This is a genomic window from Luteibacter sp. P1_D3 (genome assembly GCF_056406135.1).
In genome coordinates this window covers 421,221-432,481 of record NZ_JBFUAT010000001.1, presented here as the reverse complement: position 1 = coordinate 432,481, position 11,261 = coordinate 421,221, and the positions used below count along the sequence as shown (strand labels likewise).

The 11,261-nt window shown below is 63.0% G+C and carries 15 protein-coding genes; 11 read left to right on the top strand and 4 right to left on the bottom strand.

Annotated features, from left to right (window positions below):
- The 5 genes from AC1DYM_RS02060 to AC1DYM_RS02040 all read left to right on the top strand — a co-directional run.
- Positions 1-1,059 (top strand): flavin monoamine oxidase family protein (locus AC1DYM_RS02060; RefSeq protein ID WP_477335448.1); only part of this gene is annotated, 1,059 nt, incomplete at its 5' end.
- Positions 1,056-1,469, top strand: a complete 414-nt coding sequence (locus AC1DYM_RS02055) for a c-type cytochrome (protein WP_477335446.1) — start codon at positions 1,056-1,058, stop codon at positions 1,467-1,469. The genes AC1DYM_RS02060 and AC1DYM_RS02055, both read left to right, overlap by 4 nt.
- A gap of 2 nt (positions 1,470-1,471) precedes the next feature.
- The gene (locus AC1DYM_RS02050; RefSeq protein WP_046965996.1) at positions 1,472-1,963 is read left to right on the top strand and encodes a RidA family protein; all 492 of its coding nucleotides are present in this window, start codon (positions 1,472-1,474) and stop codon (positions 1,961-1,963) included.
- 77 nt (positions 1,964-2,040) lie between these two features.
- Positions 2,041-3,318 (top strand): nucleotide sugar dehydrogenase, encoded by a 1,278-nt coding sequence (locus AC1DYM_RS02045; protein WP_477335443.1) that lies wholly within the window; start codon positions 2,041-2,043, stop codon positions 3,316-3,318.
- Between the two features lie 126 nt (positions 3,319-3,444).
- Positions 3,445-3,657: a hypothetical protein gene (locus AC1DYM_RS02040; protein ID WP_477335441.1), complete on the top strand. Its 213-nt coding sequence runs from the start codon at positions 3,445-3,447 to the stop codon at positions 3,655-3,657.
- A 167-nt stretch (positions 3,658-3,824) separates the two neighbouring features.
- Here the strand turns inward: AC1DYM_RS02040 and AC1DYM_RS02035 are convergent, their stop codons facing one another.
- Both AC1DYM_RS02035 and AC1DYM_RS02030 read right to left on the bottom strand, forming a co-directional pair.
- On the bottom strand, positions 3,825-5,159 hold the full coding sequence (locus AC1DYM_RS02035) for an ammonium transporter (RefSeq protein ID WP_477335439.1): 1,335 nt from the start codon (positions 5,157-5,159) through the stop codon (positions 3,825-3,827).
- Complete coding sequence (locus AC1DYM_RS02030) at positions 5,149-5,487, bottom strand: P-II family nitrogen regulator (protein ID WP_063572994.1); 339 nt, start codon at positions 5,485-5,487, stop codon at positions 5,149-5,151. The genes AC1DYM_RS02035 and AC1DYM_RS02030 overlap by 11 nt, the downstream gene beginning before the upstream one ends.
- Positions 5,488-5,943: 456 nt before the next feature.
- Between AC1DYM_RS02030 and AC1DYM_RS02025 the strand changes: the two genes are divergently transcribed.
- The 3 genes from AC1DYM_RS02025 to AC1DYM_RS02015 are packed head-to-tail and all read left to right on the top strand — an operon-like array spanning position 5,944 to position 7,318.
- Positions 5,944-6,402, top strand: coding sequence for a hypothetical protein (locus tag AC1DYM_RS02025; RefSeq protein ID WP_477335437.1), 459 nt, complete (start codon positions 5,944-5,946; stop codon positions 6,400-6,402).
- Positions 6,403-6,425: 23 nt separating this feature from the next.
- Complete coding sequence (locus AC1DYM_RS02020; protein WP_477335435.1) at positions 6,426-6,893, top strand: hypothetical protein; 468 nt, start codon at positions 6,426-6,428, stop codon at positions 6,891-6,893.
- A gap of 29 nt (positions 6,894-6,922) precedes the next feature.
- Positions 6,923-7,318, top strand: a complete 396-nt coding sequence (locus tag AC1DYM_RS02015) for a hypothetical protein (protein ID WP_477335433.1) — start codon at positions 6,923-6,925, stop codon at positions 7,316-7,318.
- Between the two features lie 46 nt (positions 7,319-7,364).
- On the opposite strand, the gene AC1DYM_RS02010 is transcribed toward AC1DYM_RS02015, so the two are convergent.
- Both AC1DYM_RS02010 and AC1DYM_RS02005 read right to left on the bottom strand, forming a co-directional pair.
- Positions 7,365-8,708, bottom strand: a complete 1,344-nt coding sequence (locus AC1DYM_RS02010) for a sensor histidine kinase (RefSeq protein WP_477335431.1) — start codon at positions 8,706-8,708, stop codon at positions 7,365-7,367.
- Positions 8,705-9,418 carry a response regulator gene (locus AC1DYM_RS02005; protein ID WP_477335429.1) on the bottom strand — a complete coding sequence of 238 codons (714 nt, stop codon included), beginning with the start codon at positions 9,416-9,418 and terminating at the stop codon, positions 8,705-8,707. Before AC1DYM_RS02005 ends, AC1DYM_RS02010 begins: the two co-directional genes overlap by 4 nt.
- 19 nt (positions 9,419-9,437) lie before the next feature.
- On the opposite strand from AC1DYM_RS02005, the gene AC1DYM_RS02000 reads away from it, so the two are divergent.
- The 3 genes from AC1DYM_RS02000 (at position 9,438) to AC1DYM_RS01990 (ending at position 11,242) form a co-directional block, all read left to right on the top strand.
- Positions 9,438-10,367: an MlaA family lipoprotein gene (locus tag AC1DYM_RS02000; RefSeq protein WP_477335428.1), complete on the top strand. Its 930-nt coding sequence runs from the start codon at positions 9,438-9,440 to the stop codon at positions 10,365-10,367.
- Positions 10,368-10,377: 10 nt separating this feature from the next.
- Positions 10,378-10,587, top strand: a complete 210-nt coding sequence (locus AC1DYM_RS01995; protein WP_477335427.1) for a hypothetical protein — start codon at positions 10,378-10,380, stop codon at positions 10,585-10,587.
- A 277-nt stretch (positions 10,588-10,864) separates the two neighbouring features.
- Positions 10,865-11,242, top strand: a complete 378-nt coding sequence (locus tag AC1DYM_RS01990; protein ID WP_477335425.1) for a hypothetical protein — start codon at positions 10,865-10,867, stop codon at positions 11,240-11,242.
- Positions 11,243-11,261: the final 19 nt, after the last annotated feature.

Sequence of the window (11,261 nt, the reverse complement as noted above, 5' to 3'; positions counted from 1 at the left end):
GCGGAGCTTCTTGCCAAGGCGAACGGCAAGGGCCGCCTCGACGATATGGTGAGCAAGGAGGATCGCGAAGTCCTCCTGGAAGCGCTGCGCGTGATGGGCGGGCTCGACAAGGACTACCGTTACCTCGAGGGGCATGACAGCAGTGAGCGTCGCGGTTTCGCCAAACATGCTGGCGGCGGTCCGGACGGCAAGCCGCAGTTTTCAAAGCCGAATGGCTTGTCCGACGTGCTCCAGGCAAAGCTCTGGGGCTCACTGGGCACCAACGAACAGCAGGAATACCAGACGACGTTGATGCAGCCGATCGGTGGCATGGACGCCATCTCTAAGGCCTTCGTCGAGCGTATCGGCAAGGTCGTGACCTATAACGCGAAAGTCACCGCGATCGCGCAGGACGAGCACGGCGTCACCGTGACCTACGAGGACGCCAGAGCCGCTGGTCAGTCCCGTCAGGCGAAAGCCGACTGGTGCGTCTGCACGATCCCGCTATCCATCCTCAGTCAGATTCCGATCCAGGTATCGGCTGCCAAGGTCGAGGCGATCTCGGCCGTACCGTACTGGGCGTCGTCGAAGATCGGTCTGCAGTTCGATCGTCGCTTCTGGGAAGAAGACGAAGCCATCTACGGCGGCATCACCAGTACCGATCTGCCCATCGGCATGATCTCGTACCCCAGCCACGGCTTTGGCACGAAGAAGGGTGTGTTGCTCGGGTCGTATACCTTCTCGACGGAAGCCTTCGAGTTCACCGCGCTCACGCCCGCCGAGCGCGTGCGCAAGGGTGTCGAGTACGGCGCGATGATCCATCCCCAGTACAGGGGCTCGTTCGAGAACGGCATCGCCGTGGCCTGGCATCGTTCGCCCTTTACGCTGGGCTGCTTCGGCGGCTGGAACGATGCGAGTCGCGCCAAGCACTACGCGGATATCTGCTCGATGGACGGGCGTATCGTGCTCGCGGGCGAGCATGCGTCCTACCTGCCGGCGTGGCAGGAGGGTGCGATTCTTTCGTCGCTGTCGGCGATCGACGCCTTGCATGCACGGGTTGTCGCGGGAGGTCGCTCATGAGGCGACACGTCACGACACTCGCCTTGATGATGGTGGCTGCAGCGGCACGCGCGCAGAGCAGCGACCCCGACTTCATCGCCAGCAAGGACATCCCGCACGCCACGGGCGAACAGCTATTCACCCACATCTGCCAGGGCTGCCACATGCCCGACGGCAAGGGCGCGGTGGGCGCAGGGCATTACCCGGCGCTGGCGAACAATCCGAAGCTTGCCTCCGCTGCCTACCCGGTCGTGATGGTGGTCAATGGCCGCGGCGCGATGCCATCGTTCGGTAGCGGATTGTCCGATGCACAGATCGCCGAGGTCGTGAACTACGTGCGCACTCATTTCGGCAACGCTTACACCGATACGCTGCGTCCGGAAGACATCAAACCATTCCATCCCGCCAAGCCGCCCGAGGAGGGCATGTGACCATGATGAAGAGAGTGATCCTCGTCCCCCTGTTGCTCATGGCCGCGATGCCTGCGTTTGCCGCCGACGTGGTTCGGCACAAGATCCCGAACAGCACGTTCCCGATTTCGGCGGCGGTCGAAGTGCCGGCAGGCAAGACCCTGGTCTTTCTCAGTGGCGCCGTGCCGCCGGTGGCCGACGCCAGCGCGCCGAAGGACACGCCCCAGGCGTACGGCGACACCCGTACCCAGACCGTCGGTGTCCTGACCTCAATCGACAAGCAGCTCAAGGGCATGGGGTTGTCGCTGGGCGACGTGGTCAAGATGCAGGTGTTCCTGGTGGGTGACCCGGCCAAGGGCGGCAAGATGGACTTCGCGGGCTTCATGGCGGGCTACACGCAGTTCTTCGGCACCCCGGCCCAGCCGAACCTGCCGTCCCGGTCGGCGATGCAGGTCGCGGGGCTGGCCAGCCCGAATTTCCTGGTCGAGATCGAGGTAACTGCGGTCCGTCCCTGAGGCCCAGGGTGGGGCGGTGGTACTACGCCGCCGCTCCGCCGTGTACGCTTCGTTTCTTTTGGACGCCCGGGCGCCCCATGGCTCTTACTCCTGATCCACGGATCGGCATCATCGGTCTCGGTTACGTCGGCCTGCCCCTGGCGGTCGAGTTCGGCCGGCACTTCGACACGCTTGGCTTCGACATCGATCCGCACCGGCTCGAGCAGCTCCGCGCCGGTCGCGACCATACGATGGAAGTCACCGGTGACGCCCTCTCGGCCGCGGCCCGCCTGCGCTACAGCGGCGACGTCGCCGACCTGGCGGATCGCAACGTCTACATCGTCACCGTCCCCACGCCGATCGACGAGGCGCAGCGTCCGGATCTCGAGCCGCTGGAGAAGGCCTGCCGCATGCTCGGCGGCGTCATTCGCGCCGGTGACCTGGTGATCTTCGAGTCCACGGTGTATCCGGGGACGACCGAAGAAATCTGTGTGCCGATCCTCGAAGCCGGCTCAGGCCTGGTCTTCAACGTCGACTTTCATTGTGGCTACAGCCCCGAGCGCATCAATCCGGGCGACCACGCACGCCGTGTCGTCGACATCCGCAAGCTCACCTCGGGCTCCACACCCGAGGCGGCCGATCGCGTGGATGCGCTGTATCGGACGATCATCCACGCCGGCACGCACAAGACCTCGTCGATCCGCATCGCCGAGTCGGCCAAGGTCATCGAGAACGTGCAGCGCGACGTCAACATCGCCCTGGTCAATGAGCTCGCGCTGATCTTCAACCGGCTGGGCATCGACACGGGCGAAGTGCTCGAGGCGGCCGGTACGAAGTGGAACTTCCTGCCCTTCCGTCCCGGTCTCGTCGGCGGGCATTGCATCGGTGTCGATCCTTACTACCTGACGCACAAGGCGGAAGTCACCGGCTATCACCCGGAGCTGATCCTCGCCGCGCGTCGTATCAACAGCCGGATGGGCACCTACGTGGCAGACCGCGTCATTCGCCTGATGAGCGAGCGCCGCCTGCACATCGTCGATGCGCGCGTGCTGGTTCTCGGTTTCGCCTTCAAGGAGAACTGCCCGGACCTGCGCAACACCCGCGTGATCGATATCGTGCGTGATCTGAAGCAGTCGATGGCGCAGGTCGATGTCTACGATCCATGGGTCGATAACGAAGAGTGCGCGCGCGAATACGGTGTGCGTACGATCGATGCGATCGAAGAGGGCGTCTACGATGCGGTGATCATCGCCGTCGCCCATGACGAGTTCCGCGCCTTCGGCCCGGAAAAGATCCGCGGCTTCGGCAAGCAAGGCGCCGTCGTCTACGACGTCAAATCCGTCCTGCCCCAAGACAGCGTCGACGGTCGTCTGTAAGCGCAATAACTTGCGTTATTTCGCCTCGCATGAACATAGCTGAATGCAGCAAAGCATGCGCATTCCGTAAGTATTGACTCATCACACAGGAACAGCGACGTTGGGCTCCCCACAGAGGAGACCAGCATGACTATTCAAACCGCCGGAAGCACCACCCGCCATCGCTCGCGTATCGTGGCGCTACTCGTGATGGGCGCCGCGATCATGGCACCGCTGGCCGCCAACGCCGACGATCATCATCCGCCGCACCATCGCCATCAGGTCTGTCACAACGTGCGCGTGTCCGATCACCACGGTCACTACCACAACACCCGCCAGTGCCATTGGGTCAATCGCTGATCGTCGGAGCGATAAAAAAAGAGCCGGCAATCGCCGGCTTTTTTTTTGCGCGCGCTTTCTGTAGGAGCCGATTCATCGGCGATCGGGTGCTAGCCAAAACCCGGCCCGCTGCCGCGGAATCGCCGATGAATCAGCTCCCACATTAATCGGCTCCCACATAAATCAGATCAAGACAGGTTGTAACCCCGCTCCTCATGCAACGCGAGGTCCAGGCCGATCTGCTCCTGCTCCTCGTCCACGCGCAAGCCCATCGTCACCGCGATCCCCTTGAAGATCACGTAGCTGAGCACGGCGCTGTAGACCACGGTGAACGACACGCCCTTGAACTGGATCCACAGCTGCAGGCCCAGATCCGTCACCGTGCCGAAGCCGCCAAGCGTCGGCGCGGCAAGCGGGCCGGTGAGCAGGGCGCCGATGATGCCGGCCACCGCGTGCACACCGAAGACGTCGAGCGAGTCGTCGTAGCCGAACTTGCGCTTGAGAGTCGTGGCGCTGAAGAAACAGACGAAGCCAGCGATGAGACCGAGTACCAGCGCGCCACCTGGTCCACACGTACCCGCTGCCGGCGTGATCGCGACGAGGCCGGCGACAGCGCCCGAGGCAATACCGAGCACACTGGCGCGGCGGTGGATGATCCACTCGATCGCCGTCCACCCGATAGCCGCCGCAGCCGTGGCGATCTGCGTCACCAGCATGGCCATGCCGGCGCTGCCGTTGGCGGCGACCGCCGAACCCGCGTTGAAGCCGAACCAGCCCAGCCACAGCATGCTCGCGCCGACGAGCGTGTAGCCGAGGTTGTGCGGCGGCATCGCGGTGGTCGGGTAACCGCGACGCTTGCCGATGACGAGGCAGCCGATCAGGCCGGCGATACCGGCGTTGATATGCACCACCGTGCCGCCCGCGAAATCGAGCACGCCCAGATCGCCGAGGAAAGAGCCCGGACCGCCCCAGACCATGTGCGCGACGGGCAGGTAGACGAGGGTGAACCACAACGCCGTGAAGACCAGAAGGGCGGAAAACTTCATGCGCTCGGCAATCGCACCCACGATAAGGGCGGGCGTGATGATCGCGAAGGTCATCTGGAACATCACGAACACAGCTTCGGGCACTGTCTGATAGAGGCTGCCCGGTGTCAGCCCGGCGAGCATGCCGTGACCGAGGCCGCCGATGAACGAATGCAGGTTCGTCACGCCGGCGGTCATGCCGGTGGTGTCGAACGCGAGGGAGTAGCCGTAGACCACCCAGAGAACGGTAACCAGTGCAGTGATGGCGAAGCACTGCATCAGCACGGAGAGCAGGTTCTTCGCGCGGACCATGCCACCGTAGAAGAGGGCGAGGCCCGGGATGGTCATCAGCAGTACAAGCATCGTGGCCGTGAGCATCCAGGCGGTGTCGCCGGAATCGAGCTTCGCGGGTGCGGTGGCTTGGGCGAAAGCGGTACAGGGAAGGGCGGCGAGCGCTGCCACCGCGGCGGCCCTACGGAAGAAAGTGTCAGAGCGCATCGGCGTCGACCTCCTGCGTGCGGATGCGGATCGCCTGCTCCAGGTCGATGACGAAAATTTTGCCGTCGCCGATCTTGCCCGTCTTCGCCGCAGTCATGATGGCCTCGACGGCCCGTTCGAGCTGCTCGTCGGTCACGGCGATCTCGATCTTCAGCTTGGGCAGGAAGTCGACGACGTATTCAGCGCCGCGATAGAGCTCGGTATGCCCGTGCTGGCGTCCGAACCCTTTGACCTCGGTCACGGTCATGCCCTGCACCCCGGCTTCGGCAAGGGCTTCGCGGACGTCGTCCAGCGTGAACGGCTTGATGATGGCGTTGATCCACTTCATGTGCCGCAGTTCCCCTTTTGGTTGTATCAGGGGACGGAGCAGGATGCGTGCCAGTTGGATGGATGCGTGGCAGGTCCCCTACGAGGCGACCGATAGCGCTTCAGCGCGACCGACTTCAATAGAACAGCACCATCATGGACCAAGACAATGATCCATTCTGGTGCATCGCTTGTCGTTGCGCGGTTGATATTTTCCCTGGATGCGCCAAGTCATGAGGGGTGCGGTCACGCAGTCCCCGGCTGCCGAATTTGGGCACCGATCCCGTCCGTATGTAGGACTTCCCTGATAGTCGTTGTGCGACTAGGCCCTTACAGTCACCGAAGAGAGCGGGCTCCAATATGTCGGATTCGCGGTAACCGGCTCATTGATGTTGCGCTGCATGGGGAGGATGCCAGTGGGGGTCACGCCAGTGCCAGTGCACTTCGTCTGCTCGACCCGTCAGGATGAGATGAAAGCATGAGAATGCGAGGGAAATTAGCCGTTTTAGTCGTTCTCTTTTCGGCTCATTTGTTTTACGAAGAAGCGAACGCAGACGAGCCGATCAACCTTAACCAAAGCCTCTTCCTTACCCCGCAGCAGCGTACGGAGCTCGCGGTACAGGCGATGAGGGGCTCATCCGAAGCTGCGACGAAGATTGCCGTGTTCTACGGGTTTGTGGCGCTAAACCCCACCGAGCAACATCGGTGGGTCATCATTGCCGCGGAAAACGGTGATGCTGTCGCCCAATTCAATGCGTATCAGGACTTCATGCATTACGACACGGAACTCGACAGGGAGCGCGCCTTGTTCTGGTTGAAGAAGTCGGCTGCGTCGGGAGATCAGATGGCTCGGGACGAGCTCAAAGACATTGAGAGGGCGCAGAAGACGCCTCCCCGGAAAAACGCCGAGACGCGCTCGCGATCGGACGGCCGGTAAAAAAGTGTGCTCGAGGACGCCGTATGAAGAGCTGCAAGGTGGTGACCCTTCTTGCGCTGTTGTTCGCCTGCCAGGCGGTTTCTGGGCAAGCGGCTTCGCACGAACCCGTCTTGGGACTAAGGATCGACAAGCAACCAGCCCGCTCTGATCCCTATGGCTCACTGAGCGAGAAGGAAGAGTCGGGTTTCAGTTCTTCGGCGCTCGCTGGGTCTGGAGCCGACGCCTATCACCTGGCGATGTACTACGGCATGACGAAGGTCGACCTGGAGGCATCGCTTCGGTGGGCGATCATTGGCGCTGAGAACGGCGATGTCAGGTCACAGTGGCTCGCTTTCTCCCTTCTCAACATCCGCGCTGCAGCGGATGAGCGAGCGAGAGCGCGGTTCTGGTTGAAGCGAGCCGCTGGCCAGGGCTATCCGCCGGCACAGAAAGAACTGACCGGCGAGCGGACCAGCGATGAAGCGGGTGCTGACGAGCGACCAGGGAAATGACGATACGGCAGAGATCCCTGAAGAGCCGCATGAACGCAGCATCAAGAACATTTGTTCTGGGCACTCTCGTTCTTGCTTTATGCGGATTCTCATCGAAATTCACCATAGAGGTGTCACAGACAGGCGAGGTCCCTTCTTTCGAGTTGACCAAGAGAGGTCCGCTCAATGTTGATAACAACGTCGAGATAAATACGATGCTCGTTGTCAGGTTGAATGCATCTGACGAATGGGATTACAAACATCCCATGTGGGCTTTCAAGGTTGGGCCCGGGTCTGCCAAGCCGCTTTCGCGCGTGATGTATGGAGCCGTCCCGAGCGGGTTTGCCGAAACGACGAAGGCGTCGACTCTTGTGGGCGGCGTGCGGTATCTGGTCGTCGGCTTGAGTCCCGGGTCGGGTGGATCTGCCGAGTTTGTGTACCGGTAGCCAGCCTCCTTATTGGATTGCCGACGTAGTGTTGATTTTCAGCGGCTCAGGTACCGGTGACCACCGGCAGCCGAATCCGAACGCGAAGCCCGCCTGATTCGTGACTCTCCAGGGAGATATCCCCACCATGGCCCCGCACCGCTGAGCGTGCCGCGGCAAGGCCTAGTCCCACGCCGCCCGTCTTTCGATTGCGTGAACTCTCGACGCGGAAGAACGGGCGAAAAACATCTTCGCGAAGATGCTCGGGAATGCCGTTGCCGTCGTCGTCGATGACGATCTCGACCCAGTCGCTGCTCGCGGATAGATAAGCGGTAGCGCGAGTGCCGTACTTGATCGCATTCTCGACAACGTTAGCAATCGCCCGGCGCAGCGTAAGCGGGCGGCCCACGTAAGCGATGCTTTCCCCAGCGTGGAACGTGACATCGTCGCCAGCGTCGCGAAAGTCGTCCAGCACCGTGTCGACCAGCTCGGAGAGGTTGAAGCGCGTCGCGACCTCCTGCTCGCTGTCGTCACGGAAGAAGTTCAGCGAGGCGTTCACCATCGCCTGCATCTCGTCCACGTCACGGAACAGCTTCCGCTGCTGCTCCTCGTCCTCGATGAACTCCCCGCGCAGGCGCATGCGCGTGAGTGGGGCGCGCAGGTCGTGCGATATCGCGGCGAGCATGTGGGTCCGGTCGGCGACGTAACGCTGCACGCGCGCCTGCATTTCGTTGAAGGCCTGGCCGACGAGGCGGATCTCGAGGGGGCCGGTGGCCTCGACGGGCGGCGCATTGACGTCGGTGCCGAAGCGCTGGGCCTGTCGCGCGAAGCGCTCCATGGGTCGCGCCAGGCGCCGGCTGGCCAGGGCCGCCACGACAAGGCTACATGCCACGATGAAAGCGGCGGTCAACAGGCTGCGCTTGCCACCACCCAGTCCCCAGCTGCGCTCGGAGGTGACGAAGAGTACCCACGACCGGTCCGACAGGCTGATCGCCAGTCCGTAGTGGTCTTCCGGTCCATGCAGGCCGGGGTCGCCGGGCTCGTAGGCCAGGACGCGGGCGTCCGGGCGTCGGAGCAGTGTCCTGACCTTTTCCCTGCCGATATGAAACGTCGACGTTGCGATCGGGATCGGAAGTGCCGCATCGTTCGGCAACCACGTCGCGCGGTAGGACGGGTTGTTTGCCGAGGCAGCAAGCTGCGGTCGCAGGGTGGGAGGCATGCCATCGAGAACGCGGGTGATGGCCACGGCCTGGTCGACAATACCGGTCTCGTCGATGCCCGGCTTCGCCCAAACACCGGCGACGGCGACGAACGCCGCATTCATGCCCGCCGCGATGATCACCGCGACGACGATGTTGATGGCGAACCACCGTCCGATCGTGTCGGAAGCCCAGCGCCCCGGGCGGATCACTTGCGTTCCACGGTGGATGCGAACAGATAGCCCACGTTGCGCACCGTGCGGATGATTTCCGGATCGCCGGGATCTTCCTCGATCTTGCGGCGCAGCCGGCTTACCTGCACGTCGATGCTGCGATCGAAGGCTTCGTGAGCGGGGCCGCGCGACATGTCGATGAGTTGCTCGCGCGTCAGGACACGTTGCGGATGCTGTGCAAACGCAACGAGCAGTTCGAACTCGCCGCCGGAGAGGGGCGTCAGCGTGAAGTCGGACGAACGTAGCTCGCGGCGCACGATGTCGAGCCGCCAGCCGCTGAAACACAGCGTGGGCGAGTGATTGGCGAGCGACTCCCGTGCGGCGGGCGCCTCACTGCGACGGAGCACGGCGCGCACACGAGCGAGCAATTCGCGTGCGTCGAAGGGTTTGGTGACGTAGTCGTCCGCGCCGAGTTCGAGACCGACGATGCGGTCCGTCGCTTCGACGACACCCGTAACCATGATGATCGCCATCCGTCCCGCCGCCCGGATCCGTTTGCACAGGCTGAAGCCGTCCTCGTCGGGGAGCATGACATCGAGCAGGACGAGATCGTAAGACGCCTTCGCGAGGCGGGCGTCCATCTCCTTTCCCGAGGCGGCCATATCGGTCTCGAACCCGTTCCGGAGGAAGAACCGCTGCAGCAGCGAGCGGATTTCCTCGTCGTCGTCCACGATGAGAAGGCGTTGCATGGGTGGGCCGGATTCTGTTGTGCGTGACGCTATATATATCGGTTCGAGCACCTGTTTTGTCATTTATTTCCGGCTGGAAACACTATGTCCGGCCAGACGCGAAGTGGAAAAACGCGATACGCAAACGGTCGTCACTCTCAGGTCAAGCCCGCCCACCCGAGAGATTCCGATGCCCGCTTCCCTGCGTTCAACCCCGACGTTCCTGGCCCTGTTCTCCGCGCTGGTGCTCTCGGCCTGTTCCCATGGTGTGAGGAAGGACGAAGCGGACACGGCCGCCCCCATCGCGACCAACGAGCCGATCAACCGGAAGGTGTTCGCCTTCAACAAGGCGGTGGACCATGCCGTCCTTCGCCCGGTGGCGCGGGGCTATTCCCATCTGGGCAAGCCGGTGCGGAACGGTGTGCGTAACTTCGCGCAGAATCTCCAGGAGCCTCTGGTTTTTGCCAATGACCTGCTCCAGGCCAACTTCCTGCGATCGCTCAACACAGCCGGCCGTTTCGTGGTGAACAGCACGGTGGGCGTGGTCGGCATCTTCGATGTCGCGAATCATTGGGGCATGCCTCACCACGCCGCCGATCTCGGCCAGACCTTTGGGGTCTGGGGGATGGGGCCGGGGCATACGGTGGAGCTTCCGGTGTTCGGCTCGTCGAACGTGCGGGACTCCGTCGGGCGCATCCTGACCCTGGCCTTCAACCGGCTCGGCGACAACTCCGACACCGTGGGCGACCTCCAGCTGGCCGGGACCGCGGGCGGCATCGTAGACGGGCGTTCGCGCGCGCTGCCCCTGACCGACAAGCTGGAGCAGTCGCCCGACTATTACGCCGCGCTGCGCGATGCTGCCGCGTCGCGCCGTGTTGCACTGGTCGAGGACGGGCGAGTGGGCGCCGTCCAGCCGACCGTGCCGAACAGCGACGGGCGGGCCGCCACCGGCCTGCCGGTCAATCCCTGAGGCCGCCGGTATGTCCGTTGGCCTGTTGTGCGACACCGCCCGGGTGATGGCCGCCGCCCGCCACATCGAGCCGAACCGCGCCCGGCGTCGGGCGTGGTATGTCGAAGATCCCATTGCCGAGCTGGGGTTCCGGACCGCCGAGGACTTGGTGGAGGCGGGCGAGACCTCGCGTCTGATCGCCATGATCGAGGCGATCCGGTCCCACGAGCGAAGCCGCTGAAGGATCTCGCCAGGTCGCTCGCCAATGACCCAACTTACAAACCAGGGACACCAATCAAACTGCTCGTATGTGACGCGGGAGGCGGCACCGATTCATTTGCTCAGCGTCTCGCGGATCTGACAAACGTTCCCGTGCAGGCGTCGCCCACCACGCTATTCATCACGCAGCGCGGAAAATATTGGTCCGGCCTCGCTTATCCGGACAACACTGGGCAATATGGGACGCCGATGTACCCCGTGTATCAATCCCTTCACGTTTATACCCCGAGCGGTGGACCATGAAGAGGCACTTTTTCCTTCTTGCGATATCGACTCTCGTCGCCATGAGTACTTCGGCGCTCGCAGGACAGGTCGAGCCCGCGATAGGGCTGAACGACGATCTCGGGCTCAGTCAGAGCGAGCTGGCGCGGCTGAAGCTCGCGGCGGCGTCGGGGGACCCCCTTGCGGGCATGCGAGTGGCCATGTACTTCGAACTTGCCGCTAAAGACACTTCGACGGCAATGGATTGGTACAAGATCGCGGCAGAGAACGGCGATCGCAATGCGGCATGTCGCTTAGCAATCGCCTATAGGAATGACGCAGATGTGGCCCTTCGGGCGCGGGGCGTATTTTGGAAGCGGCGATGCGACTGGATAGACAAGGAACCGACGAAATAAGGGGCTCGGAAGCTGATCT

Bases quoted from the DNA above. Each gene is read 5' to 3' on its own strand.
- AC1DYM_RS02055 (WP_477335446.1), top strand. From the start codon at position 1,056: ATGAGGCGACACGTCACGACACTCGCCTTGATGATGGTGGCTGCAGCG.
- AC1DYM_RS02050 (WP_046965996.1), top strand. From the start codon at position 1,472: ATGATGAAGAGAGTGATCCTCGTCCCCCTGTTGCTCATGGCCGCGATG.
- AC1DYM_RS02045 (WP_477335443.1), top strand. From the start codon at position 2,041: ATGGCTCTTACTCCTGATCCACGGATCGGCATCATCGGTCTCGGTTAC.
- AC1DYM_RS02040 (WP_477335441.1), top strand. From the start codon at position 3,445: ATGACTATTCAAACCGCCGGAAGCACCACCCGCCATCGCTCGCGTATC.
- AC1DYM_RS02035 (WP_477335439.1), bottom strand. From the start codon at position 5,159: ATGCGCTCTGACACTTTCTTCCGTAGGGCCGCCGCGGTGGCAGCGCTC.
- AC1DYM_RS02030 (WP_063572994.1), bottom strand. From the start codon at position 5,487: ATGAAGTGGATCAACGCCATCATCAAGCCGTTCACGCTGGACGACGTC.
- AC1DYM_RS02025 (WP_477335437.1), top strand. From the start codon at position 5,944: ATGAGAATGCGAGGGAAATTAGCCGTTTTAGTCGTTCTCTTTTCGGCT.
- AC1DYM_RS02020 (WP_477335435.1), top strand. From the start codon at position 6,426: ATGAAGAGCTGCAAGGTGGTGACCCTTCTTGCGCTGTTGTTCGCCTGC.
- AC1DYM_RS02015 (WP_477335433.1), top strand. From the start codon at position 6,923: ATGAACGCAGCATCAAGAACATTTGTTCTGGGCACTCTCGTTCTTGCT.
- AC1DYM_RS02005 (WP_477335429.1), bottom strand. From the start codon at position 9,418: ATGCAACGCCTTCTCATCGTGGACGACGACGAGGAAATCCGCTCGCTG.
- AC1DYM_RS01995 (WP_477335427.1), top strand. From the start codon at position 10,378: ATGTCCGTTGGCCTGTTGTGCGACACCGCCCGGGTGATGGCCGCCGCC.
- AC1DYM_RS01990 (WP_477335425.1), top strand. From the start codon at position 10,865: ATGAAGAGGCACTTTTTCCTTCTTGCGATATCGACTCTCGTCGCCATG.